At 63.5% G+C, this 23,642-nt stretch carries 21 protein-coding genes; 8 read left to right on the top strand and 13 right to left on the bottom strand.

The genetic code is table 11. The features are described from left to right. Nucleotides 1–43 precede the first annotated feature (43 nt). On the top strand, nucleotides 44–343 hold the full coding sequence (locus tag HKK54_RS20175) for a DUF3144 domain-containing protein (protein ID WP_010175907.1): 300 nt from the start codon (nucleotides 44–46) through the stop codon (nucleotides 341–343). A gap of 15 nt (nucleotides 344–358) precedes the next feature. Here the strand turns inward: HKK54_RS20175 and HKK54_RS20170 are convergent, their stop codons facing one another. Both HKK54_RS20170 and HKK54_RS20165 read right to left on the bottom strand, forming a co-directional pair. After that, entirely contained in the window at nucleotides 359–739 is a 381-nt protein-coding gene (locus tag HKK54_RS20170) for a type 1 fimbrial protein (protein WP_169387580.1), read from the bottom strand. Between the two features lie 111 nt (nucleotides 740–850). After that, complete coding sequence (locus HKK54_RS20165) at nucleotides 851–2,074, bottom strand: MFS transporter (protein WP_169387579.1); 1,224 nt, start codon at nucleotides 2,072–2,074, stop codon at nucleotides 851–853. Nucleotides 2,075–2,198: 124 nt separating this feature from the next. On the opposite strand from HKK54_RS20165, the gene HKK54_RS20160 reads away from it, so the two are divergent. Beyond that, nucleotides 2,199–2,903: a TetR/AcrR family transcriptional regulator gene (locus HKK54_RS20160; RefSeq protein WP_169387578.1), complete on the top strand. Its 705-nt coding sequence runs from the start codon at nucleotides 2,199–2,201 to the stop codon at nucleotides 2,901–2,903. Here HKK54_RS20160 and HKK54_RS20155 read toward each other — a convergent pair. From HKK54_RS20155 to HKK54_RS20140, 4 genes are all read right to left on the bottom strand, one after another. Beyond that, on the bottom strand, nucleotides 2,806–3,729 hold the full coding sequence (locus tag HKK54_RS20155) for a LysR family transcriptional regulator (RefSeq protein WP_010175915.1): 924 nt from the start codon (nucleotides 3,727–3,729) through the stop codon (nucleotides 2,806–2,808). The genes HKK54_RS20160 and HKK54_RS20155 overlap by 98 nt on opposite strands. Nucleotides 3,730–3,802: 73 nt before the next feature. Then, nucleotides 3,803–4,315: a hypothetical protein gene (locus tag HKK54_RS20150; protein WP_169387577.1), complete on the bottom strand. Its 513-nt coding sequence runs from the start codon at nucleotides 4,313–4,315 to the stop codon at nucleotides 3,803–3,805. Between the two features lie 96 nt (nucleotides 4,316–4,411). Beyond that, a complete protein-coding gene (locus tag HKK54_RS20145; protein ID WP_169387576.1) occupies nucleotides 4,412–5,452 on the bottom strand; it encodes a hydroxyacid dehydrogenase in 1,041 nt (346 codons plus the stop codon). A 28-nt stretch (nucleotides 5,453–5,480) separates the two neighbouring features. Then, a complete protein-coding gene (locus tag HKK54_RS20140; protein ID WP_169387575.1) occupies nucleotides 5,481–6,845 on the bottom strand; it encodes an MFS transporter in 1,365 nt (454 codons plus the stop codon). Between the two features lie 154 nt (nucleotides 6,846–6,999). Here HKK54_RS20140 and HKK54_RS20135 point away from each other — a divergent pair, with 154 nt between their 5' ends. Both HKK54_RS20135 and HKK54_RS20130 read left to right on the top strand, forming a co-directional pair. After that, complete coding sequence (locus tag HKK54_RS20135) at nucleotides 7,000–7,917, top strand: LysR family transcriptional regulator (protein ID WP_169387574.1); 918 nt, start codon at nucleotides 7,000–7,002, stop codon at nucleotides 7,915–7,917. Next, nucleotides 7,910–8,803 carry a LysR family transcriptional regulator gene (locus HKK54_RS20130; RefSeq protein ID WP_169387573.1) on the top strand — a complete coding sequence of 298 codons (894 nt, stop codon included), beginning with the start codon at nucleotides 7,910–7,912 and terminating at the stop codon, nucleotides 8,801–8,803. The genes HKK54_RS20135 and HKK54_RS20130 overlap by 8 nt, the downstream gene beginning before the upstream one ends. On the opposite strand, the gene HKK54_RS20125 is transcribed toward HKK54_RS20130, so the two are convergent. Then, nucleotides 8,788–9,696 carry a LysR family transcriptional regulator gene (locus HKK54_RS20125; protein ID WP_010175927.1) on the bottom strand — a complete coding sequence of 303 codons (909 nt, stop codon included), beginning with the start codon at nucleotides 9,694–9,696 and terminating at the stop codon, nucleotides 8,788–8,790. The genes HKK54_RS20130 and HKK54_RS20125 overlap by 16 nt on opposite strands. 116 nt (nucleotides 9,697–9,812) lie before the next feature. On the opposite strand from HKK54_RS20125, the gene HKK54_RS20120 reads away from it, so the two are divergent. The 3 genes from HKK54_RS20120 (at nucleotide 9,813) to HKK54_RS20110 (ending at nucleotide 13,147) form a co-directional block, all read left to right on the top strand. Further along, a complete protein-coding gene (locus HKK54_RS20120) occupies nucleotides 9,813–10,478 on the top strand; it encodes an RraA family protein (RefSeq protein ID WP_010175929.1) in 666 nt (221 codons plus the stop codon). Nucleotides 10,479–10,489: 11 nt separating this feature from the next. After that, nucleotides 10,490–11,698 (top strand): pyridoxal phosphate-dependent aminotransferase, encoded by a 1,209-nt coding sequence (locus HKK54_RS20115; RefSeq protein ID WP_169387572.1) that lies wholly within the window; start codon nucleotides 10,490–10,492, stop codon nucleotides 11,696–11,698. Nucleotides 11,699–11,788: 90 nt separating this feature from the next. Further along, nucleotides 11,789–13,147 (top strand): cation:dicarboxylate symporter family transporter, encoded by a 1,359-nt coding sequence (locus HKK54_RS20110; RefSeq protein ID WP_169387571.1) that lies wholly within the window; start codon nucleotides 11,789–11,791, stop codon nucleotides 13,145–13,147. Here HKK54_RS20110 and yghU read toward each other — a convergent pair. Genes yghU through HKK54_RS20090 form a run of 4 tightly spaced genes read right to left on the bottom strand, consistent with a single transcriptional unit; the run spans nucleotide 13,080 to nucleotide 19,737 of the window. After that, entirely contained in the window at nucleotides 13,080–13,913 is an 834-nt protein-coding gene (gene yghU / locus HKK54_RS20105; RefSeq protein WP_169387570.1) for a glutathione-dependent disulfide-bond oxidoreductase, read from the bottom strand. The genes HKK54_RS20110 and yghU overlap by 68 nt on opposite strands. Nucleotides 13,914–13,918: 5 nt before the next feature. Beyond that, complete coding sequence (locus HKK54_RS20100; RefSeq protein ID WP_169387569.1) at nucleotides 13,919–15,361, bottom strand: efflux transporter outer membrane subunit; 1,443 nt, start codon at nucleotides 15,359–15,361, stop codon at nucleotides 13,919–13,921. Next, nucleotides 15,354–16,535: an efflux RND transporter periplasmic adaptor subunit gene (locus HKK54_RS20095; protein ID WP_169387568.1), complete on the bottom strand. Its 1,182-nt coding sequence runs from the start codon at nucleotides 16,533–16,535 to the stop codon at nucleotides 15,354–15,356. Before HKK54_RS20095 ends, HKK54_RS20100 begins: the two co-directional genes overlap by 8 nt. Before the next feature lies 1 nt (nucleotide 16,536). Then, complete coding sequence (locus HKK54_RS20090; RefSeq protein ID WP_169387567.1) at nucleotides 16,537–19,737, bottom strand: efflux RND transporter permease subunit; 3,201 nt, start codon at nucleotides 19,735–19,737, stop codon at nucleotides 16,537–16,539. Between the two features lie 288 nt (nucleotides 19,738–20,025). On the opposite strand from HKK54_RS20090, the gene HKK54_RS20085 reads away from it, so the two are divergent. Continuing rightward, the gene (locus HKK54_RS20085) at nucleotides 20,026–20,442 is read left to right on the top strand and encodes a MarR family winged helix-turn-helix transcriptional regulator (protein WP_029616110.1); all 417 of its coding nucleotides are present in this window, start codon (nucleotides 20,026–20,028) and stop codon (nucleotides 20,440–20,442) included. 853 nt (nucleotides 20,443–21,295) lie between these two features. Here HKK54_RS20085 and HKK54_RS20080 read toward each other — a convergent pair. Beyond that, entirely contained in the window at nucleotides 21,296–22,240 is a 945-nt protein-coding gene (locus tag HKK54_RS20080) for an aldo/keto reductase (RefSeq protein WP_169387566.1), read from the bottom strand. Between the two features lie 12 nt (nucleotides 22,241–22,252). After that, complete coding sequence (locus HKK54_RS20075) at nucleotides 22,253–23,599, bottom strand: efflux transporter outer membrane subunit (protein ID WP_237150959.1); 1,347 nt, start codon at nucleotides 23,597–23,599, stop codon at nucleotides 22,253–22,255. Nucleotides 23,600–23,642: the final 43 nt, after the last annotated feature.

Genomic DNA, 23,642 nt, shown 5'->3' with positions numbered 1-23,642 from the left:
CGGCGGTACCTTCGCCGCACTCACGAACAGGAAGGTAACCGCAATGCCAGACACCACCGACAACGGCTTCTATGATCGCGCGGACGCGCACATCGAGCTGTCCAACGAGCAGTTCAGGGCGTTCGCCGACCTGGGCAAAGTCAGCGCCTCGATGATGTTCGGCACCACACGCTTCAATGCCTGGGTCAGCGCACGCAGCTTTAAATCCGGCGAAGAAATGGCCCAGGCGCGTGAGGCGATGCTGAAGTATTTCTGTGATCAGTACCGGATGATGCTTGAGGATAATCTGGATGATCACATCAATAATTTCAGCCAGTACATGCTCGTCAAGGCACCTGAATAAGCTGGCTTTCTTTCCTCAAGGCGAGGTCAGCGTAATCAGATACTGCCCCGAGGTCACAGGCTTCCCTTGGCCATCCACCAACGCGTATTGCTGCTGGTAATAGCGGTCTCCCCGGCCGCTGTCGGCGACCAGCTTCACGTTCACGGCGCTGTGATCGAGGGCCGTGACCGAGCCCACCGGTGCCACGCTGCGCACGCTGATGGCGCTGCCGCGTGCGGACGTCGGGCAATTGTTGAGTTTCATCCCGTTGGCCACGGCGAGCGGTGTGCAAGACGCCTCGACGATGCTGCCGTGAAACGAGATGACACCCTGCCCCGCCGGACTCGCGGCCATGCAGGCACCGGACAGGCTGAACAACAGGCCAACATGGATTGCAGACATTCTCGTGATGCGCATGCCGATACTCCCTGGGTGATAAAGCCTATGCCCAGGGATATCGGCCGAGTGGCGGGTTATTTTAAGATTTGTCTGATGTTAGCAGCGGTTTTTCCACAGACTCTGGAAATATCAGTGCCCGCCCACTGCAGGCTTGCCGTGTGCCCTGTGCCCCGGCTTGAAGCCATGGAATCGCGCACACCACACAATCGCGAAGCCCACCGCCAGCAGCGCCAACATTGCCCATGGGAAAGAAGCCACGCCCCAGGTATCGAGCAACACTCCGCCGACCACACCACTTCCCGCAATCGCACTGTTCCAGGCCACCACGTTCAGCGACAGTGCCACGTCTGCTCCATCGCCTGCCGCGTCCGCCAATGCGGTTTGCAGCAACGTCGCAGCGCCGCCGAAACTCAAGCCCCACACCGCCACGCCGAGGTAAATCACGCCCTGCACCTGCGCCAGAAAACCGAACGCCAGGCACGTCGCCGCAAAGGCCGCCAGGCTCACCAGCACCGTGTTGCGCAGCGCTGCATCCACCAACCTGGCGGTCATCCAAATCCCGACCAGTGCCGCCACACCAAACACCAACAGCACCAGGTCCACCCGGTCCACCAACCCCGCCGGGGCCACAAACGGGGCGATGTAGGTGTAGAGAATGTTGTGGGCGAGCATCCAGGCAATCACCACCGCCAGCACCGGCCGCACGCCCGGCGTGGTCAGTACCTTGCGCAGGGGCATGCGCTGATGGGCCGACTGGCCGGGGTAGTCCGGCACCTTCACCAATACCCACACAATCAATACCAACGTCAGCGCCGACATGATGCCGAACGTCGTGCGCCAGCCCACCAGCCCGCCCAGCCAGGTGCCCAGCGGCACCCCGAGTGACAACGCAATCGGAGTTCCCACCATCGCCAGCGCCAAGGCCTTGCCCTGTTGATGCGGCGCCACCATGCGCCGCGCATACCCGGCCAACAAACTCCAGGCCAGCCCCGCCGCCATCCCGGCGAGGAACCGCGCCAGCAGCGTCAGCCCGTAGTGGGAGGACAGCGCGGTGATGGAATTGAACAGCAGAAAACCGACGATGGTCAGCAGCAGCACATTGCGCCGACGCCAGCCGCGAGTAGCGATAGTCAGCGGGATCACCGCCAGCACCGAGCCCAGCGCATACGCGGTGACCATCTGCCCGGCCATGGACGCTGAAATCGACAGGCCGTCGCTGATCAGCGGCAACAGGCCCGCCGGCAGGGTTTCGGTGACGATGCAGATAAAGCCGGTCATGGCCAGGGCGAGCAAGGCGCCGATGGGCAAGCGGTCGGGGACGGCGTCTGCCGATAAGGTGGTTGAGGGGGTCACAGGGAAACTCCTTGAAGAAGAGGACTTAAATACCGATCGATACAAATGTTGGGCGCCCCACGCAGCGTTGTCAACGACTTATGTATCGACTAGTATTTATCTCATCACCCGAGAGGATTTCCCCATGGCGCAGATGGGCCGCCCCCGCACCTTCGACCGCGACCAGGCCGTGGAACAGGCCATGCACCTGTTCTGGCAGCACGGTTACGACGCGACGTCCCTGAGCCAGTTGAAAGCCGGATTGGGTGGCGGCATCTCCGCGCCGAGTTTCTACGCCGCGTTCGGCTCCAAGGACGCGCTGTTCCAGGAGTGCGTGCAGCGTTATCTGGCGACGTTCGCCCAGGTCACCGAATGCTTGTGGGATGACAGCCTGCCGCCGCGCCAGGCCATCGAGACCGCGCTGCGCCAATCGGCGCGCATGCAGTGTGAAGACAGCCACCCCAAGGGCTGCATGGTGGCTTTGGGCGTGATGAGCGCACCCTCCCCCGAGAGCGCGCAAGTGACCCATGCGCTGACCCATTCGCGGGAGCGCACCCGGGCGGGCATCGTGCATTGCGTGGAGCGCGGCATCAGTGCCGGCCAGTTACCCGCCGAGACCAACGCCCGCGCGATGGCCACTGTCTACGACAGTTTTCTGCAGGGCGTGTCGATCCTCGCCCGGGATGGCGTGGAGGCCAGCGCCATCGACGCCGCAATCGGCCAGTTGATGCTGACCTGGGATGTGTCCGCCGCTACAGCGCCGCCCACTCGGCACGGTGCTCCAGCAGAAAATCGACAAACGCCCGCACCCGATGGGGCACGTAGCGGCCGTGGGGATACAGCAAGGTAAACGGCCGCGAACGTCCGCCGTAAGGCTGCAACACCTCCACCAGGCTGCCGTTGGCCAGCTCTTGCTCGACGATGAATTTGTAGGTCTGGAACAGCCCGGCGCCATGCTTGGCCAGGGTCACGCCCCCCAGCACATCGTCGGAGCAGCTGTAACCGGCCTCGCCGGCAAACTCCCGCTCCTTGCCATCGGCCTGGAACAGCCAGGAAATGCGCCGCCCATTGCTCGGCAATTCGTACTGGATGCACTCATGGGCCGGCAAATCCTCCAGGGTCTGGGGCGTGCCGGCGCGCTGCAGATACGCCGGCGATGCAACCACCACCAGCTTGGCGTCTTCGAGCAAGCGCGCGATCAGCGTCGAGTCCGGCTGGGCGCGCACGCGGATCGCCAGGTCATAGCCTTCGGCGACAAAATCGATGTTGCGGTTGCTGATGTGAATATCCACGGTGACCTGCGGGTACAGCGCGCGAAATTTCGGCAGCAGCGGCAGGATGCGGTGATGGCCGTAAGTGGTCGGGATGCTGATGCGCAACAACCCGGAGGGCACCGACTGCGCGCCCATCATTTCCTGCTGGGCTTCCACCAGTTGCGTGAGGGCCTGGCGGCATTGCTCGAAAAACGTCCGGCCGCCATCGGTCAGGCGAATGCTGCGGGTGGTGCGCACAAACAGCCGGGAGCCCAGGCGCTCTTCCAGCCGCGAAATGCTGCGACTCACCGCTGCCGGGGTCACGCCCGCTATCTGGGCGGCCGCGGTAAAGCTGCTGGCCTCGGCGGCCAGGCAGAACAGCTCGATGCTGCCCAACTGCAAGTCTTCGAAATGGCGCTTCATGATTGATTACACCGGGTATCGGCTTAAGGATTATCCCTCACTGTTTACCAGCACCGGACACACAAATCCATGTTCACTCCAGGGAACTCGACTGACTGGCGATCACGATTTCCTTGAGCACCGGGAATCGCTGACGGTCGCTGAGGTAGCGCACCACATCGTCGAGCACCTGATAGGCGGGGATGCCCTTGTGGCCGTATTGCGATTCGATGCCTTGCGCCCACTGGTCCCGGGGCCACAGGGGCATGTCGTCGCTGGCGCCTGCATCCTCCGGGGTGAGGAAGTCGGGGGCCAGCAACAGGGTGCGTTCGCCGGAGAACTCGGCGGCGCCCGCCAGTCTGGTGTGTTCGTCGCGGATGATCACCACGGCGCGCTCGACGGATTTGGGCGGGTTGTAGAGATCGGCGTTGGCATAGAGCAGGAACGGGTAGGCCTGGGCGTCATGGCCCAGGCGCAGGACCTGGCGAGCATCAGTGTCGTGCCTGGCGTTGGCCCCGGCCTGGAGGTCGACTTTGGTGCAACGGGTCCCCACCGTCATCCAGGCGAAGAAGATCAGCACAGTGGCGAAGGTGCTGCTGCACTTCATGTCGGCAGTTCTCGTGTTTTTCAGAAGCCTATCAGCACGGTTGCCCCCTGAAAAATATCCAGATAATGCGACTTGAATACTTTAAACATATGACGCTCAGCCCCTGGCCTGGCTGAGCCGTTCACAGAACCGTTCCCACACCTCGGGGTTCAGCAGGTGCGCCGGGCGCTCGCCCCGCAGCATCGCGGCGATCTGTTGCGCCGATGACCTCGCCACATTGCGCCGCCCGCCGTGGGTGACGCCCGCCGTGTGGAAGGTGGCGACCACATTGGGCAGCGTCATCAGGGGCGCGTCCTGCGCCGGCGGCTCGCAGGCCCACACGTCGAGGCCGGCGCCACCGAGGTGGCCGTTATTCAAGGCCTGGAACAACGCCGCTTCGTCATGAATGCCGCCCCGGGCGGTGGAGACAAACACTGCGCCCGGCTTCATCGCCGCGAACTGTTCGGCCCCCATCAGGTGGTGAGTCGTGGCGTTCAACGGGCAGTGCAACGACACGTAGTCACTGCGCCCCAGCAACGCCTCCAGGGTCACCGGCTGTGCGCCCCGCTCGCGGATTTGTTCAGCGCTCAGGTACGGATCGTACGCCAGCACCTCCAGGCCAAAACCCTGGGCGATGCGCGCCGTGCGCCGGCCGATTTCACCGAGGCCGATCAGCCCGAAGGTGTTGCCATGGATCTCTTCGCCCATCAGGTCTTCACGGCTGAAACCGCGTTCGCGGCGCAGCTTGTTGTCGGACTCGACGATGCGCTTGACCACTGCCAGCAGCAGACCGAAGGTATGCTCCGCCACCGAAAACGCATTGGCGCCCGCCTGGTTCACCACCGCGATGCCTGCACGGGTGCAGGCATCGACGTCCACCGTATCAAAGCCCGCGCCACCGGAAGACACGCAGAGCAGATCAGGGCACTGCGCGATCAACGCCTCGTTGACGAACCACGCCCGGGGCAACTCGTCCTTGGCCGCCGACACATGGTAGGCATGGGCCCGGCTCAGGGCTGCCAGGGTGCGCGGGTCCTCGCCCTGATGGGCCAGCACCTGCAGCGCCAGGTTGGCCTCGCTGCAAACGAGCTCGTCAAACACGGGGCTGATCCATAAATCGAGCCGACAAACCTGCATGACGCGCGACGAATCGTTCATCCGGGATCCTTCAAAAAAAGTGAGTGGTTCAGGGTTTGGCGTGAGCCAGGGGCGATGCCAAGGGCTCGCGGTGGTCATGCGCACGCGCAGCGGGCCGTGGTTCGATCATGGTCAGCACGGTGGCGAAGGTGATCAGCGAACACACACCCAGGAAGCCGAACACGTAGTCCCAACTGAAGTTGTCCAGCAGCAGGCCGACCACGAACGGCGCGAAGGCCCCGCCCAGCGAGCCGCCGGTATTGACGATGGAGGCGGCAAACGGCACCCGGTCCTTGGTCGCCAGGCCCATGGGGTACACGAGGAAGGTCGAGAAACCGATATTCAGCAACACGCCCGCCAGCAGGAATACTGCCGCCAGCAACGCCGGATCGCTCGGTGAATGCAGCAGCACAAACATCATCACCACCGTGGCCAGCGAACTGATCAGCATGGCCGGCTTGCGGCGCTTGTCGAAGACCCGGTCCGACAGCCAGCCACCCAGCAGGTTGCCGATCACCGCGCCCACCCACGGGGCCGACGCCACCGCGCCCATGGTGATCACCGAAAACTGTTTGACGGTGATCAGGTAGGTCGGGATCCAGGTCATGATCGAATAGGTAATGCCCACCATCATGAAATAGCCGAACGCGCAGGCCCACACATTCCACGACGCCAGGATGCTTTTGTTGTCGGCCAGGGGTTTGACGTCGCGGCTGCGAATCAGCCTGTCGACCCATGCAGGCATGCGCACCATGGGCCTGGCCACCACCTGCCCGTGCACCTCGGTGCCCTGGATATGCCGCACTTCACTGGGCGATACATACGGGCTGTCCGCCGGGTCATCCTTGACCAGCCACCACCACAGCAGCGCGACAAAGAACCCCGGCACGGCAAAGAAGTAGAACACCTCGCGCCAGCCATACAGGTGCACGATCCAGGCACACAACGGCGGTACAAAGGCCGGCGCGAACTTGATCGAGGACATGAAAATACCGGTGGCCAGGCCCTTCTCGCTCGGCGGAAACCAGCGGTTGATGATCGACACGATCCCGATATTGATCGGCCCTTCCGCCGCGCCCAACAAGGCCCGCGCCAGCTTCAGTTGCAGCACGCTGCTGGTGAAGCCGATCAAGAGCGTGGCCAGTGAGGTCAGCACCAGGGAGCCGGTGAGCAGCTTGCGGATGCCGTACTTGCCGAACAGGTAGCCGGCGGGAATCTGCACGATGGCGTAGGTCAGGTAAAACAGGCTGGCCAGGGCACCGATGTCGGTGTTGCTGAGGTGGTATTCCTGCTTGATGAAAGGCACCACCACACCGATGTTCGCGCGGTCGGCGCCGGCAACCATATAGGCCAGGAAAAACAGGGCCGCCACAACCCAGCGAAAGCCGCTGGCAGGCTTCGAATCCGCGTTCATTTCTTCACCGATTTTATTGGATTTATGGTCGGTAACTTCGTGAAGGGTCATTCACGCCAGTAGGCCGTGAGCCAAATAGTGCCGAGGAAATTTAAGTAGACATAGGGATATTCCGTGAACTAAAAATATTCCAAAAGCAGATGAGACAACACCTGTGGCCACCTTCAAACAGCTGGAAGCATTGATTGCCGTGGTCGATCACGGCACCTTCGAGGGTGCTGCCACGCGCCTGGGGCTGGTGCAGTCGGCGATCACCCGGCAGATCCAGGAACTGGAGCACTGGCTGGGTTTCCCGCTGTTCGACCGCAGCGGGCGCAACGCCAAACCGACCCTGATGGCCGCCGAAGTCGTGACCCACGCCCGGCAGGTGCTGCTGCAACGCGACATCGTCAGCAGTTGCCTGATCAGCCCCGAGGTGTTGAGCCGCAAACTGCGTATCGGCATCACCGAACTGAGCGCCCTGACCTGGCTGCCGCGCCTGATCAAGGCAATTTCGACCCACTATCCCAAGGTCCGCATCGAGCCGGAAGTGGAGCTCAGCGTGCGCCTGCACGGGTTGCTGATGGCGGGCCAGGTGGACGTGATCGTGGTGCCGGATGCCTTCAGCTCGAACGGCCTGGTCAAGGTTGCGCTGGATGAGGTGCACAACAGCTGGTTCTGTGCCCCGGGTTTGCTCGACCACCAGCGCCCGCTGGCCCTGGAAGACCTGACCCGCTACACCCTGCTCACCCAGGGCAAACTCTCAGGCTCGGGGTTGCTGGTAGACCGCTGGCTCGCCACCCGGCACGCCAGCCCCCAGGCGCATATTCCCTGCAGCAGCCTGGCCGCGCTGGTCGGCCTGACCGTCTCGGGGCTCGGCGTCACCTACCTGCCCGACTCCACCGCGGCGCCCTACCTGGCGAGCGGGCAACTGGTGCGGCTGTGTGTCGAGCCGCCGCTGCCGTCGACACCCTATGTGGCGCTCGCCCGGGCCGACAGCTACAGCCCGTTCCAGCGGCATGTCATCGAGTTGATACGGACCCATTGCGACCTGCACCACCCCTATCAGCGGGAGGGCCTTGAGCATGATTAACCTCAAGCAGATTGAAGCGTTCTACTGGACCTTGAAACTCGGCACGTTGCAGCGTGCGGCCACGCAGTTGTTCCTCACCCAGTCGGCGGTCACCAAGCGGTTGCAGGCGCTGGAAAAACAGGCGTGCCTGCCGCTGTTCGAAGCCGCGGGGCCCAAGGCGCACTTGAGTGCCAAAGGCGCCGAATTGCTGGAGGCCTGTGAAGGTTTGATCGACAGCCTGGCCAGGCTTGACGGACTGCGCGGAGCATCGCGGCACGCCCTGCGCACGGTGCGCATGGGGCTCACGGAACTGGTGACGGTGACCTGGTTTTCGGACTTTGCGGCGCGGGTGAAAGCAGTTCACCCGGAGGTGGCCTTGCACCCGGATGTTGACCTTTCGGCGTCGCTGCAAAGGAAGTTGCTGGATGGCGAGCTGGACCTGGTGGTGATCCCGCAGGACTACGTGACGCCGGCAATGGCGGCGATCGATTTGCAATCCGTCGAATTCACCTGGTTGGCACCGGCGGGCCTGGCGTTGCATGCGCGCTCGCTGTCCCTCAAGGAGCTCGCGCAGTGGCCCGTTATTGTCCAGGGCGCGCACTCGGGGATCACCCAGCGTTGCGAGCAGTTGTTTGCCCGGGCGGGGATCGAGTTCAACCGGGTGTATGGCAGCAACAGCCTGTTCGCGCTGGTGGCGTTGATCCGCGCCGGGGTCGGGGTCAGTTGCTTACCCCGAGGGCTGTTTGGCGATGAGATCCGGCGTGGCGAACTCCAGGAAATGCTCCTGGATACCCCGCCCGAGCCGGTCAACTATCAACTGGCCTTCCTCAAGCATGGCCACCTCGGCCTGACTGCCTCCCTGGCAGAGCTGGCCAGCCAGTGCGCGGCGGCTCACACAAACCGCTGAAGCAACAGCCGGGAAAAATCGCAGCATCGGCGGGCCAGTTGCGCAACGTTGCGGTTCAAACCGAGCTGGCGGTCCGAGCGGTGCAGGGCCACATAACGGATGCTCGGCAAGGCCGGCTCGGTGACCAACACCCGCAATGCCCCCGCCTCCACAAGGTGCGAAAGGCACGCGGTGGGCAGGTAGCTCACGCCGACGCCTGACAGGGTCAGGCCCACCTGAACCAGCAGGTTATGGCTGGTCAGGGTCCGGGGCAGCTGCACCTCGTGAGCCGCCAGCCAACGCTCGTAGGTCAAGCCGGTGCCCGACTGCGAGCCCTGGGTCAGCACGGTGTAGTCCGCCAGCACCCCGAGGCTGACCGGGTCGTTGTCAGGGATCAGCCCGGGCACGCACATCCAGGCGTTCTCCACACTGCCCAGCGGCGTACTCAGGAACCGCGAATCACTGTAGGCATCGGGCACGATCACCAGGTCCAGTTGATCACTCTCCAGTTTGCGAAACAGCTCGCTGCTCAACTCCACCGACGGCTCGATCTGCACCTTGGGATAAGCCTCGCGCAGCGCTTCGACCAGGGCGGGCAACCAGGTCAGTGCGGTCAGCTCGGTGACCCCCAGGCGAAACCTGCGCACCAGCACTTCCCGGGCGCTGACCCGCTCCAGCAGGTAGTCGCGGCGCTCCAGCAGGTCCTTGCCGTAGTCGAGCAGCTCGGCGCCTTTTTCGGTCAACCGCGCATTGCGCTTGCTGCGGTCGAAGACCTGCACATCGAAGGTTTCTTCCAGCTCCTGGATGCGCTTGGAAATCGCCGACTGCGACATATTCAGCTTGTTCGCCGCGGCCTCGAAACTGCCCAACTCGGCAATCCAGTACAACGCGTCGATTTGCTTGAACGTGATCATCGGCCACCTCCCATGAGAAAAAGCGATCCTATCAGATAATAAAATATCGCTAAAACTGTATGTTCATCGCTCCTAAGATCTAGCCACAGTCCAACAAGATCAATCGGAGATACGCCATGTCCTTGCCCGGTTCCCGCATCCTGCCCAACCCGCCCCTGGCTTCTGCCGAGGTGCTTGAAGCGTTTGCCCAGGTGGTCACCCCGCACATCAGCGACAACCTCGGCCGGCACATCGGCGCCCGGGGGCTGAACCGCTACAACCGCACCGGCAAGCTGGTGGGCACCGCGCTCACGGTGAAAACCCGCCCCGGCGACAACCTGCTGATCTACAAGGCCATGAGCATGCTGCAGCCGGGCCATGTGCTGGTGGTGGACGCCCAGGGCGACACCAACAACGCGGTGATCGGCGAACTGGTCAAGCTCTACGCCCAGCAACGCGGCTGCGTGGGGTTTGTGATTGACGGGGCGATTCGGGATGTCGCGAGCTTCGAGGACACCCCCTGCTACGCCCGCAGCGTGGTGCATTGCGGCCCTTACAAGACCGGCCCGGGCGAGGTGAATGTGCCGGTGTCCATCGGCGGCATGTTGATCAACCCGGGGGATTTGCTGGTGGGCGACGAAGACGGCCTGGTCGCCTTCTCCCAGGCCGACGCCGCCGAGGTGCTGCGCAAGGCCGCCCAACACGCCGCCCATGAAGAAGAAGTGAAAGCCGAAATCGCCACCGGTGCGGTGCGCCAGAGCTGGATGGACAAGGTGTTGAAACAGGCCGGCCTGGCGGATTGAAGGGGATCATCATGAGCACTGCATTTCTGTCGGACCGGGTGCTGGGCATCGCGCCCTCCCCGAGCATCGCGGCCAACGCGCTGGTCACCGAACTGCGCGCCCAGGGCCGGGACATCGTCAACTTCACCGTGGGCGAGCCGGACTTCGATACCCCGGCGCATATCCTCGAAGCCGCCAGCGCCGCAATGCACAGCGGCGACACTCACTACACCGCCACCACCGGCACCCTCGCCCTGCGCCAGGCCATCTGCCTCAAGCTGAAACGCGACAACCAGCTGGACTACGGCCTCGACGAAGTGGTCGCCGGCTGCGGTGGCAAACACATCATTTATCACGCCCTGGCGGCGACCCTGAATCGCGGCGATGAGGTCATTGTGCACACGCCGTATTGGGTGTCGTACCCGGACATCGCGCGGCTGAATGACGCGACGCCGGTGATCATCCCCGGCGACGAATCACTGGGTTTCAAGCTGTCGCCGCATGCCCTCGAACAGGCGATCACCCCGCGCAGCAAATGGGTGATCCTCAACAGCCCGAACAACCCCAGCGGCGCGGTGTACAACGAGGCCGAACTGCTCGCGCTGGCCGACGTGCTGCGCCGTCATCCCCACGTGTTGATCATGGCCGACGAGATCTACGAGCACTTCGTCTACGACGAGGCACGGCATGTATCGCTGACCCGACTCGCACCGGACTTGAAGGCGCGCACGCTGATCGTCAACGGCGCCTCCAAGGGCTACGCCATGACCGGTTGGCGCCTGGGTTTCGGGGCCGGCCCGGCCTGGCTGATCGCAGCCATTGCCAAGTTGCTCTCGCAAACCACCACGTGCCCCAGCTCCCTCAGCCAGGCCGCTGCGGTGGCCGCATTCGCCGGCGACCAGGCGCCCATCGCCGGGATGCGCGAGGTGTACCAGCAACGTCGCGAACGCATGCTGAGCTTGTTGAACGACATTCCCGGCGTGACCTTCACCCCACCCGACGGCGCGTTCTACGTGTTCGCCAACGTCGCCGGGTTGATGGGTAAAACCACCGGGCACGGCGAACGGATCACCAGCGACACCCAACTGGCCGAGCACCTGCTGCGTGAACACGGCCTGGCGACGGTGAGTGGTGCGGCGTACGGCATGTCGCCGTATATCCGCCTGTCGTTTGCCAGCTCCCTTGACGTGATTGAAGAAGGTTGCCGTCGCCTGAATGAAGCGTGCCATCGATTGCGCTGACGGATTCCCGCCCCACCCGGCGGCCACGGATGGCCGCTCTTGACTGCCTAGAACAACACTCATAATCATTGATATAAATGAGGCATTCCCATGCATACGCCCCGCATCGCGCTGGTCTGGCAGATCCTGATCGGTTTGCTCGCCGGCATCGCCATCGGCGCCCTGCTGCACCGGTTCCCCGAATCCCGGCCATGGCTGATTGAAAACCTGCTGCAACCGGCGGGCGATATCTTTATCAAGCTGATGAAGATGATCGTCGTGCCCATCGTGTTTTCCTGCATGGTGGTGGGCATTGCCGGGCACGGTGACGGCAAGTCCCTGGGGCGCATCGGGGTCAAGTCCCTGAGCTATTTCTTCTGCATCACCACCCTGGCGATCATCGTCGGGCTGGTGATGGGCAACCTGCTCAAGCCCGGCGCCGGCACCGAGTTGTCCAGCCTGCAAGCCAGTGCAATGACCTTGCCCACCAGCAGCGCCGGCGGTGGCCACAGCCTGGGGCAGATCATCGTCGGGATCATCCCGGACAACGTGGTCAACGCCATGGCCCAAGGCAGCTTGCTCTCGGTGCTGTTCTTTGCGGTGATGTTTGGCCTGGGGGTTTCGCGTTTGCCGGCCGAGCGCAAGGACCCGGTGATTGCCGTGCTGCGCGGGGTGTCGGAGGCGATGTTCAAGGTGACGTCGATGATCATGGCCTACTCGCCCATCGGCGTGTTCGGGATGATCGCGGTCACCGTGGCCAACTTCGGTTTCAGCTCGCTGTTGCCGTTGGCCAAGTTGATCCTGGTCAGCTACGTGTCCATCGCGTTCTTCGTGCTGGTGGTGCTCAATCTGGTGGCGCGGCTGTGCGGGATCAACCTGTTTGCGTTGATGCGGCATATCAAGGATGAGCTGATCCTGGCGTTCTCCACCGCCAGCTCCGCGGCGGTGATGCCGCAACTGATGAAGAAGCTCGAAACCTACGGCGTGCCGCCTTCGCTGGTGAGCTTTGTGGTGCCGGTGGGGTATTCGTTCAACCTGGACGGCGCGTCGCTGTTCCTGGGGATCGGCACCTTGTTTGTGGCGCAGTTGTATGGCATCGACCTGAGCCTTGGCGACCAGGCACTGCTGGTGGTGACCATGGTGCTGACGTCCAAGGGCGCGGCCGGGGTGCCGGGGTTCATGTTCGTGATCTTGTCGGCGACCCTGGCGAGTGCGGGCTTGCCGCTGGAAGGCATCGCCTTTATCGCCGGGGTGTATCGACTGATGGAAATGCCGACCACCGCGTTGAATGTGCTGGGCAATGCCCTGGCACCGCTGGTGATCGCCAAGTGGGAGCGCCGTGACGGCGCCGCTGACACCTGTGGTGAGAGAGCAAGCTCCCTCACCACAGGGAGCGCTGGGGTCAGTCGAGGTCCGACGCGTCATGACGCTCGCGCAGTTGCTCTGACGGCTCGCCCGAAACGCGGTTGACCCGGCGCCCACGCTGCACCGCAGGCCGCGCTTCGATGGCATCGGCCCAACGCAGCACGTGCGTGTAATCCTGCACCGAGAGAAACTCTCCACCCTCATACAAGCGGCCTTTCACCAGGCCGCCGTACCACGGCCAGATCGCCATGTCGGCAATGGTGTACTCGTCGCCAGCGATGTATTCGCGCTCGGCCAACTGCTTGTCCAGTACGTCCAGTTGACGCTTGGTTTCCATGGCGAAACGGTCGATGGCGTATTCGATCTTGGTCGGTGCGTAGGCGTAGAAATGCCCGAAACCACCGCCCAGGTACGGCGCGCTGCCCATCTGCCAGAACAACCACGACAGGCACTCGGCACGGGCCGCAGGCTCGGTGGGCAAGAACGCGCCGAACTTCTCGGCCAGGTACTGCAGGATCGCCCCGGATTCGAACACCCGAATCGGCTTGGGCCCGCTGCGGTCCAGCAATGCGGGAATCTTCGAGTTCGGATTGACCCCGACAAAGCCGCTGCCGAACTGGTCACCGTCGCCGATCTTGATCAACCACGCATCGTATTCCGCCCCCGTGTGCCCCAGGGCCAACAGTTCTTCCAGCAGGATCGTGACCTTTTGGCCATTGGGCGTTGCCAGGGAATACAGCTGCAACGGATGACGACCTACCGGCAATTCCTTGTCGTGGGTCGCACCCGCGATGGGCCGGTTGATACTGGCGAAGGTGCCGCCGTTTTGGGTCTTCCAGGTCCAGACTTTTGGCGGTACGTAATCAGTCATGCTTATTACTCCTTGGGGTTCAATTGCGAGGTGTCGGCCAACTGGGCCAGGTTCCAGCCGCCACCCAATGCTTTGATCAGCCCTACGTTGGCACTTAACTGTTGAGTCTGTAGATCCAGCACCGTTCGCTGTGCCTGCAACGACGCCACTTGCGCCGTCACCACGTCCAGGTACGCCGCGCCGCCCTGGCGATACCGCGCCAGGGACAAGTCCTCGGCGTACTGCGCGGCAGCCGCCGCGTCGCGTTGGTCTACCAGGGCGGTGTCGAGCCCCGAAATGATCGACAGGTTGTTCTCCACCTGCTCGAACGCGGTCAACACTACACCACGGTACTTGGCCGCGGCTTCATCGGTGGCCGCCTTGGCGCTGTCGACCCCGGCCTGACGCGCGCCGCCGTCAAAGATTGTCCCCACCAGCGACGGGCCAATCGCCCAGAACAGGTTGGGCGCGCTCAGCAAATGCGCGAACTCGTCGCTCTGGAAACCGCCCTGGGCACTCAGGGTAACCGCCGGGAACCAGGCGGCTTTGGCCACGCCTATGCGTGCGTTGGCCGAGGCGATCCGGCGTTCAGCGGCGGCAATGTCCGGCCGGCGCTGCAACAGCGTAGACGGTACACCGGTAGGCACGCCGGGCAAGGCGATATCCGCGACGCTGGGGGCAATCGCGTAGGTCGATGCGGACTCACCCAGCATCGCCGCTATCGAGTGTTCAAGCACTGCACGCTGCACCAAATTCTGGCTCAGCTGCGACTTGACCGTCGACAGTTGGGTACGCGCCCGTGCCACGTCCAGCCCGGAGACTATACCGCCGCCGTGCAAGCCTTCGGTCAGGCTCAAAGCCTTGGCATAGGCATCGCTGGTTTCCTGCAGCAACTGGTCTTGCCGGTCGATGCCACGCAGGCGGATGTAGCTGTCGGCCAACTGCGCCTGCAAGCTCAAGCGCACCGAAGCCAGGTCGGCCTTGGCGGCCTGGGCATCGCTGGTGCCGGCGGCCACGGTGTCGCGCACCCGGCCCCACAGGTCGACTTCATAGTCCACCTCCACGCCCACGGTCCCGGAATCGTAGACATTCGGCGGGCTGGCCGAACGCAACGGACGCGTGTCGGACTGGCGAATACGCTGGGCATTACTGGACCCGATGACTTTCGGAAACAGCCCGGATTGCGCCTGGGCCACGAACGCCTGGGCCTGGGAATAGTGAGCGAGTGCCGCACTCAAGTCCGGGTTGTTTTGCAGCAACTGCTGCTCCATCCCATCCAGTTGCGGGTCCTTGTAAATGTGCCACCAACCGTCGCGGCTCGCTTGGTCGTTCGGCGTGCCGACGGTCCACGGGCCCTGGGTGTGAAACTGCGCGGCAACGGGCACATCCGGCACATCCAGCGGCGGCGCAAGGTGGCAGGCGCCCAGGCCCAGGGTGGCGGCCAATACCAGGCAAGTGCGCTTAGCCATGGGGTTTGGCCTCTGGGGTGTTGGCGGCCAGTTGCACCGAATCGTCGTCGGCCAGGCCGTCGGGCGGGGTGTCGATCACCCGGTCGGTGGCAGCCAGGCCACTGCCGATTTCCACGCTGTCGCCGAAGTCCCGGGCAATGGTCACGGTCTTGAAGTGCACATGATTGTTCCCATCAAGGGTCGCCACGCGCATGCCCTTGTCATCGAACACCAGGGCGCTGGCGGGCAGGCGCAGCACGTCGGTCTGCACCGGCAAGGTGAACTGCACGCTGGTGTAGGCGCCCGGCAACAGGCGGCTGCCGGGGTTGTCCACCAGCAGTTGCACCAGGGTGCTGCCGGACGCGGCATTCACGGCATCGGCGGTGGCGATCACCTTGGCCGTGAAGGTTTCGCCGCGATATTCCGGCACGCTCAGACGCGCCACGGTGCCCACCTGGATCTGCGGCGCTGACGATTGCGGCACCTGCACATACACCCGCAGGCGGCTGACGTCAGAGACCGCGAACAGCTCTTTGCCGGTGGCGCCACCGGCACTGATCAACGCCCCAACATCGGTGGAGCGCGCGGTGACCACGCCGGCGAACGGCGCGGTCAGGCGCTGAAAGCCCTTGGTGGCAATCAACTGGTCGACATTGGCCTTGGCCGCGACCACTTTGGCCTGCTTGGCGGTCAGGTCGCCGGTGCGCTCATCCACGTCCTGGCGCGACACCGAGTCCGACGCAAGCATCGCCTGCCAGCGCTTGGCGGTGGTTTGTGCCAGCGACTCGTCGGCCTGTGCCGAAGCCAGTACGGCCTTGGCTTGCAGCAGTTGCTGATCGAGCTCCGGCGTGTCGATTTCGGCCAGCAGTTGCCCGGCCTTCACGTGGTCGCCGATGTCGACGTTCCAGGTCTTGAGGTAGCCATTGACCCGGGCAAAGATCGACGCCCGGGAGTACGCCTCGAGGCGTCCCGGCAGGTTCAGCACCGGGCCCTGGGGCTGCACGCTCGGGGTGATCAGGATCACGCTGGGCAAGGCCTGGGTGTCGGTCCAGGTTTTCAGGTCGCGGGATTCGCTGGCGCGTACGCCGATGCCGAATACCACCACGGCGACCAGCACCACCAGCCCCAGCACCAGCCAGAGCAGACCACGGGATTTACGGCGGGGTGAACCCGGATTGGAAACGGAAATGGACATGTCAAACCCCTTGAGTGGCGGTGGTCGCAAGCGTGGCGTGCTGACGCCGCCCGTGCACAAGACTGAAAATCAGCGGAACCAGGAACAACGTGGCAATGGTGGCGAAGGCCAGCCCGCCGATGACCGCACGGCCCAGCGGGGCGTTCTGTTCGCCGCCCTCCCCCAGGCTCAGGGCCATCGGCGCCATGCCGATGATCATTGAAATGGCGGTCATCAATACCGGGCGCAAACGGGTGAAGCCGGCTTCAAGGGCCGCCTGCACCGCATCACCGTGCACCGCGAGGCGTTCGCGGCAGAAGCTCACCACCAGGATGGCGTTGGCGGTGGCCACGCCCATGCACATGATCGCCCCGGTCAAGGCCGGCACCGACAGCGGCGTGTGGGTGACGAACAGCATCCACACAATGCCCGCGAGCGCCGCCGGCAAGGCGGTGATGATCACGAACGGGTCGGCCCAGGACTGGAAGTTGACCACAATCAGCAGGTAGATCAGCACCACCGCACCGAGCAGGCCAAACAGCAGGCCGCTGAAGGCCGCGTTCATGGTTTGCACCTGGCCCTGCAACAGCACCTTGGAACCGGTGGGCACCTCGCTGGCGTGGGCGGCGATGATCTTCTGGATGTCCGCCGCCACCGCGCCGAGATCGCGGCCCTGGATCGCGGTCAATACTTCCACCACCGGCTGGATATCCGACTGGGTCACCACCGAGTTGCTGTGAGTACGCTCGATGGAGGCCAGGCCACCCAGGGTCTGGTCTGACGCTGCACCGGCGCTGCCGCTGCCGCTGCCGCTCAACGGCAGGTTATGCAGGGCCGCCAGGGTGTCGAGGCCGTACTGCGGGGTTTGCATCACAATCGGGTACGACACGCCGTTGGCCGGGTTGAGCCAGAAAGTCGGCGCCACCTGGCTGGAACCCGCCAGGTTGACCACCAGGCTGTTGGTCACATCGCGTTCGTTCAGGCCCACCAACTGCGCTTGCGTGCGGTCCACATCAATCTTGAACGTGGGCAGTTGCCGTGACTGCTGGATACGCGCATCCACCACGCCCGGCACCCGGCGAATGTCCCGCAGCAGGGTGCTGGCATAGGTGAAGTTGGCCGGCAGGTTATTCCCGGCGATTTGCACATCCACCGGCGCGGAAGAACCGAAGTTGAGGATCTGCCCGACGATGTCGGAGGCCGGGAACGAGAACACCGCATTCGGGAATTCACGAGGCAGTCGTTCACGCAGTTCGCGCATGTAGTCGGCGGTGGGGCGATGGCCCTCTTTCAGGCTGATCTGGATGTCGCTGTCCTGGGAGCCAACGGTGCCGGTGTTGTTGTAGGCGACGTTGATCCCGCTGATGGCCAGGCCGATGTTGTCGACGATGGCCGCCAGTTCCTGCGGCTCGATTACCTTGTGGAGGGTGTCCTCGATCTGCGAGACCAGCCGCGCATTGCTCTCCACCCGCGTGCCGATCGGCGCCCGCACATGCAGCAGGATCTGCCCGGAATCCACCTCGGGGAAGAAGTTACGGCCCAGGAACGGCACCAGCGCAAACGACACGGCGACAAACGCCAGCATCGCAATCACCACGATACGGCGGTGAAGCAAGGCACTTTCCAGCGCACCGTGGTAAACCCCGCGAAACGCCTCGAACTGGCGCTCGAACCCGCGCTGGAACTTCACCAGCGGGTTGCTCGATGGCGCCACCACCGGCGTGCCGTCCGCATGGTGTTCATGCGGTTTGAGCAGGTAATTGGCGAGGGTCGGCACCAGGGTGCGCGACAGGATGAACGAGGCGATCATCGCGAAGATCACCGCTTCCGCCATCGGCACAAACAGGAAACGCGCCACGCCTTCCAGGAAAAACATCGGCACAAACACGATGCAGATACACAGCAAGGAGACGAACGCCGGCGTGACAATCTGCGACGCACCGTCGAGGATCGCCGTCTCCACCGGCTTGCCCTGCTCCAGGTGCCAGTTGATGTTTTCGATGGTCACCGTGGCGTCGTCCACCAGGATCCCCACGGCCAGTGCCAGGCCGCCGAGGGTCATGATGTTGAGGGTTTCACCGAGCGCCGACAGCGTGGCAATCGACGACAGAATCGCCAGCGGAATCGACGTGGCGATGATCACCGTCGAGCGCCAACTGCCGAGGAACAACAGGATCATCAGGCTGGTCAGTGCCGCTGCAATCACCCCTTCACGGGCCACACCGCTGATGGCCGAACGCACGAACAGCGACTGGTCGCCGATCAGGTCGATATTCAGGTTGGGCGGCAAGGCGCCCTTGTTGTCGGCCAGTTTGTCCTTGATGCCGGCGATCACCCCGAGGGTCGAGGCCGAACCGGTCTTGAGCACCGGCAGCAACACGGAACGGTTGCCGTTGACGTGCACGATGTTGGTCTGCGGCGGGTTGCCGTCCCGCACCGTGGCCACGTCACGAATTAATACGGTGGTGCCGTCGGCGGTCTTGATCGGCAGGTTTTCCAGGTCGTGGAAATCCGTCGGCGAGTTGTTCAGTTGCAGGTTGAACTCATAGCTGCCGATCTTTTGCGTGCCCACCGGGGTAATCAGGTTCTGGGTGGCCAGGGCGTTGGCCACGTCCTGCGCCGAGAGGCCCCGCGCCTGCATCCGCGCCGAATCGAGGTCGATCTGCACCTGGCGCGTCTTGCCGCCGAACGGGTACGGCAGCGCTGCACCGGGCACCGTGGTCAGCATCAGGCGCACGGTGTTGAGGCCCAGATCGCCCAGCCGCTGCTCGGTGAGCCCTTTGCCGGACAAGGCCAGTTGCACGATCGGCACCGTCGAGGCGCTGTAATTGAGCACCAGCGGCGGTGTGGTGCCGGGCGGCAGTTGGCGCAGGATGGCCTGGGACACCGAGGTCACCTGCGCGTTGGCCGTACTGATATTGACCCCCGGCTGGAAGTACACCTTGACGATGCCGAAGCCGTTCAACGACTGCGCTTCGATATGACGGATGTCGTTGACCGTGGTGGTCAGCACCCGCTCGAAGGGTGACGTGATACGGCCGGCCATCTGGTCCGGAGGCAAGCCGGTGTACTGCCAGATCACGGCAATCACGGGGATGCGAATTTCGGGGAAGATGTCGGTCGGGGTACGCCAGGCCGCGAGCGGGCCCACAATCAGAATGAAAATAGCCAATACCAGGAAGGTATAGGGGCGCCGCAATGCGATGCGCACAAGGTTGAGCATAGGTCTGATCCAGACAGGAAGTTGATGACTGAAGGAGGTACCAAACAGCGCTTCCCTCCTGCCCCGCCCGTCTGTGATCCGGGCCAACTGCACTGACATCCGGTCAAAATAGAGGCATATGCCACGATATAGCGTTTAGAGGCATACGCAACTAATTTGTTGCTACATGTGTCAATATTCATCTTGCCGGATTAACGTTCGGTTAACCCTTGGCCTGTAGCGAGTGACCCGCCTGTGAAATGCGCACCGCCCACCCTGAATAGCCCCAGCACCTGTTCCAACGGAGCCGTGCGTCGCGCGTCCCGTCGCATGGCGCAGATCTATGACGAAGCGTTTGTGCCGTTTGGCCTGAAGGCTACCCAGTATTCGCTGATGAACCACATCGCCCAGGGTGACGCGCCCAAAATGCGCGACCTGGCGCATTCGTTGGTGATGGACCTTTCGGCCCTGGGGCATACGCTCAAGCCGCTGGTGCGGGACGGGTTGGTGGTGTTGCAGGTGGACGAGCTGGATCGTCGCAGCCGGCGGGTGCTGTTGACCGACGCGGGGCAGCACAAGTACGAGGAAGCGCGGGTGGTGTCTCGGCAAATGGCGGTGAGGTTTGATGAGGTGTTTGGTGCTGAGGCGGCTTGCGAGTTGCGCAAGGCCATGGACTTTATTGCGTCTGATGAGTTTGCTCGGGCGTTGTTGGGTAAGGGTGGGTGATTGGGGGCATATCCGTTTCTTCGGTTATGGCTGGTATTGGTTCCGCTCTTACAGCGGGTCACTTTTGAAAAGAGCCCAAAAGTAACCAAAAGGCTCTTGCCCCACCACTCGGCACCTCGCTAATGCTCGGTGTGCCCTCACTCCGGCTTTGGACCGTGGGCCGCCGCGATGGGCCATCCTTGGCCCAGCGCGGCTAACCCGGCGTCCTGCCGGGTTACCCACGCTCCAAAGCCTGCGTTCGGCCAGCGTGGTTTAACGGGGCGCCTAAGATCAAGATCAAAAGCAGATCAACAGCACAGCGGCCTACAGGCCGGCTTGAGTGGTGTGAAGCAAAGGCAAAAGCAAAATCAAAATCTAAAGCGGGCACGGTCCAACTGTAGGAGCTGGCTTGCCTGCGATAGCATCGCCTCGGTGTACCTGAGAGACCGAGTTGTCTGCATCGCAGGCAAGCCAGCTCCCACAGAAAAGCAGAGCCGCAGCAGTTTCAGATTTGGCTTTCGCTTTTGATTTGGCTTCTACCACTCAAGCCGGCCTGTAGGCCGCTGTGCTCTTGCTTTTGATCTTGATCTGGCTCTGACTGCCCCAATAAGCCCGAGGCCGAACGCAGGGATTGAGGAGCGGGTAAACCGGCAGGACGCCGGTTTAGCCGCGACGGGGCAGGGACGCCCCGTCGCGGCGGCCCGCGGAGCAATGCCGGAGTGAGGGAACACCGAGCCTGGGCGAGGTGCCGACAGGCGGGGCAGAGCCCTTTGGTTACTTTGGGGCTTTTCCAAAGTGACTCGCTGTAAGAGCGAAACCATAAGCGGCCGTTACCTAAATAACGGATATGCCCCCCCTCCCCCCCCGATTGAACTCAAAACTTCTCCCGCGAAATAAACCCCAACACCCCGGTATCCATCACCGGATTAAAACGCACCCGGGTCGTGATGTCCTTCTCGATCTCACGCATCGCCGCCTGAGGCAATGTGGAAATATCCGCATCCTCCTGAATCCGTGCCGGCGTCACCGAGGACGTCAAAAACGCCACCCCACGCTGCACCGACCACGCCAGCGCAACCTGAGCCGGCGTCTTCTGCACCCGCCGCGCAATCGTGGTAATCACCGGCTCATCCAGCACCCGCGGCCTCATCCCATGCCCCAGCGGCGCAAACGCCAGCACCACAATCCCGTGCTGTTTGCAGAACTCCAGCAACTCCCACTCCGGCAGATAAGGATGTGACTCAACCTGCACCACCGCCGGTTTTATCCGCGCCACCGCCACCAGCTCCCGCAACGTATCCAGGGTGATGTCCGATAACCCGATGGACTTGCAGCGCCCCTCATCCACCAACCGCTCAAGCACCCGCCACGTCTCGATCAGCGTCACACCCGAGTCATACAGCACATGCCCAAACGCGTCCCGTGGATGCAGCTCGTCACCCGGCAGAAACGCAAACGGCGTATGGATCATGTAGCAGTCGATCACATCCACCCGAAGCCTGCGGCAACTGGCCTCGAACGCCGGCACCACCCGCTCGGGCCGATGGTTGTTGTTCCACAGCTTGGTGGTGATGAACAGTTCCTCACGCCGGACTTTACCGGCCGTCATCGCGTCGTGAAGCGCCGCCCCCACCTGCGCCTCGTTGCCATACCGCTCGGCGCAATCGAAATGCCGAAAGCCCGCCTCCAACGCTTCCGTGACGGCCTGGGTGGTAGCCGTCAGGTCCCTGAACAGCGTGCCAAACCCCACCGCCGGCATCGCGCCCGCGCCATGCTGCAAAGGAAAACGGGTATCGCGAAGGGCATCGTAATAGCTCATTTTTTTACTCCACTAGCGTTTGAAATCGTTGACCGAGCGACCGCCGAGCGCCACGAACAGGCGCACGGTGTCGAGGTGTCGGGCGGTGCTCGCCCGGATCTGCCCGAGCAGGGCCTGCTCATAGGCGCGTTGTGCCTCCAGCACTTGCAGCAAGCCGTTCTCCCCTGCTCCATAGGCGTGCTGGTTCAGGCGCAAACTGTTGTCGGCGGCCTGTAGCGCAGCGGTCTGCGCCTGGTATTCCTCGGCGTCGTGGTTGATCGCCTGCAAGGTGTCTGCGACCTGGCCGAAGGACTGGATGACGGTCTGCTGATAGTGGGCGAGCGCGGCGTTGTAGCCCTCCACCGCCACCTGGCGCTCGGCCTTGAGGGTGCCGCCGTCGAAGATCGGGCCCGCCAACCCGGCGGCGAAGCCCCAGAGTGCTGCACCTCCGTTGCCCGACGCGGCCTGGGCCAGGGAGGCGGACAGTTCCACATGGGGGTAGAGATTGGCGGTGGCCACGCCGACCGCCGCACTGGCGGCGTGCAGTTCGGCTTCGGCTTGCTGCACGTCCGGGCGGTCGTGGGCCAGCTCGGACGGCAGGCTGATGGGCAGCATGGTGGCCGAGGCAAATTCAGCCAGGTTGAAGTCCGGCGCACGCCAATCCGCCGGCCCCTTGCCGGCCAGGATCGACAGCGCATGCCGCGCCGCATCGCGCTGCTGGGCCAGTGGCGGCAACAGCGTGCGGTCCTGCGCCAGCCGCGTTTCGGCCAGGGAAATATCGAGCTGCGTCGCCGCGCCGCTGTGTTGCGCGGCACGCACCAGTTCGAGGTTTTTTGCGTCGGTGGCGAGCAAGGTCTGCACCGCTTCCATCTGCGCAGTGGCCGAGGCCATCAACAACGCCTGGCTGGCGACGTCGCCCGTCAGCGTCAGGTAGGCCGCTTCGAAGCGGTGTTGCTGGAGATCGGCAAACGCCTGCTGTTGCTCGACCCGGCGCTGGTTACCGCCAAATACGTCGAGGTCGAAGCTGACCTGCGGGCCGACGCCGTAGAAGTTCGTCACCGCGGGCCGGGCGGCGTTATGCACACGCTGGCGGCCCGCTTGCGCAGCGAAATCCACCTGCGGGAACAGCGCACCTTCCGCCGCCGCCACCGACGCGGCCGCCTGGCGCAACGTTGCGTCCGCCGCCGTCAGCTCAAGGTTGCCGGCAATCGCCCGGCGCATGACGCGGTCCAGCGTGTGGGAATGAAAGGTCGACCACCAGTCGACGCTCACCTTCTGGTTGAACGAAACGCGCTGTTCCGCCTGCACGTCATAGTGCTGCGAAGCGGTAACGGACGGCGCCTTATAGTCCGGGCCGACAGAACAGGCGGACAGGGTCATAACGGCCGTGATAACAAGCCCATGGGGTTTCATTTGGCACACT

It is taken from the genome of Pseudomonas sp. ADAK13 (assembly GCF_012935715.1).
Lineage (GTDB): Bacteria > Pseudomonadota > Gammaproteobacteria > Pseudomonadales > Pseudomonadaceae > Aquipseudomonas.
This window is presented reverse-complemented; position numbering and strand designations above follow the sequence as displayed.

Excerpts from the sequence above, each read along its gene's own strand:
- HKK54_RS20140 (WP_169387575.1), bottom strand. The coding sequence starts at position 6,845 with ATGAACGCGGATTCGAAGCCTGCCAGCGGCTTTCGCTGGGTTGTGGCG.
- HKK54_RS20170 (WP_169387580.1), bottom strand. The coding sequence starts at position 739 with ATGCGCATCACGAGAATGTCTGCAATCCATGTTGGCCTGTTGTTCAGC.
- HKK54_RS20175 (WP_010175907.1), top strand. The coding sequence starts at position 44 with ATGCCAGACACCACCGACAACGGCTTCTATGATCGCGCGGACGCGCAC.
- HKK54_RS20150 (WP_169387577.1), bottom strand. The coding sequence starts at position 4,315 with ATGAAGTGCAGCAGCACCTTCGCCACTGTGCTGATCTTCTTCGCCTGG.
- HKK54_RS20125 (WP_010175927.1), bottom strand. The coding sequence starts at position 9,696 with ATGATCACGTTCAAGCAAATCGACGCGTTGTACTGGATTGCCGAGTTG.
- HKK54_RS20145 (WP_169387576.1), bottom strand. The coding sequence starts at position 5,452 with ATGAACGATTCGTCGCGCGTCATGCAGGTTTGTCGGCTCGATTTATGG.
- yghU (WP_169387570.1), bottom strand. The coding sequence starts at position 13,913 with ATGACTGATTACGTACCGCCAAAAGTCTGGACCTGGAAGACCCAAAAC.
- HKK54_RS20095 (WP_169387568.1), bottom strand. The coding sequence starts at position 16,535 with ATGTCCATTTCCGTTTCCAATCCGGGTTCACCCCGCCGTAAATCCCGT.
- HKK54_RS20120 (WP_010175929.1), top strand. The coding sequence starts at position 9,813 with ATGTCCTTGCCCGGTTCCCGCATCCTGCCCAACCCGCCCCTGGCTTCT.
- HKK54_RS20110 (WP_169387571.1), top strand. The coding sequence starts at position 11,789 with ATGCATACGCCCCGCATCGCGCTGGTCTGGCAGATCCTGATCGGTTTG.
- HKK54_RS20115 (WP_169387572.1), top strand. The coding sequence starts at position 10,490 with ATGAGCACTGCATTTCTGTCGGACCGGGTGCTGGGCATCGCGCCCTCC.
- HKK54_RS20090 (WP_169387567.1), bottom strand. The coding sequence starts at position 19,737 with ATGCTCAACCTTGTGCGCATCGCATTGCGGCGCCCCTATACCTTCCTG.
- HKK54_RS20080 (WP_169387566.1), bottom strand. The coding sequence starts at position 22,240 with ATGAGCTATTACGATGCCCTTCGCGATACCCGTTTTCCTTTGCAGCAT.
- HKK54_RS20075 (WP_237150959.1), bottom strand. The coding sequence starts at position 23,599 with ATGACCCTGTCCGCCTGTTCTGTCGGCCCGGACTATAAGGCGCCGTCC.
- HKK54_RS20100 (WP_169387569.1), bottom strand. The coding sequence starts at position 15,361 with ATGGCTAAGCGCACTTGCCTGGTATTGGCCGCCACCCTGGGCCTGGGC.
- HKK54_RS20130 (WP_169387573.1), top strand. The coding sequence starts at position 7,910 with ATGATTAACCTCAAGCAGATTGAAGCGTTCTACTGGACCTTGAAACTC.
- HKK54_RS20155 (WP_010175915.1), bottom strand. The coding sequence starts at position 3,729 with ATGAAGCGCCATTTCGAAGACTTGCAGTTGGGCAGCATCGAGCTGTTC.
- HKK54_RS20160 (WP_169387578.1), top strand. The coding sequence starts at position 2,199 with ATGGCGCAGATGGGCCGCCCCCGCACCTTCGACCGCGACCAGGCCGTG.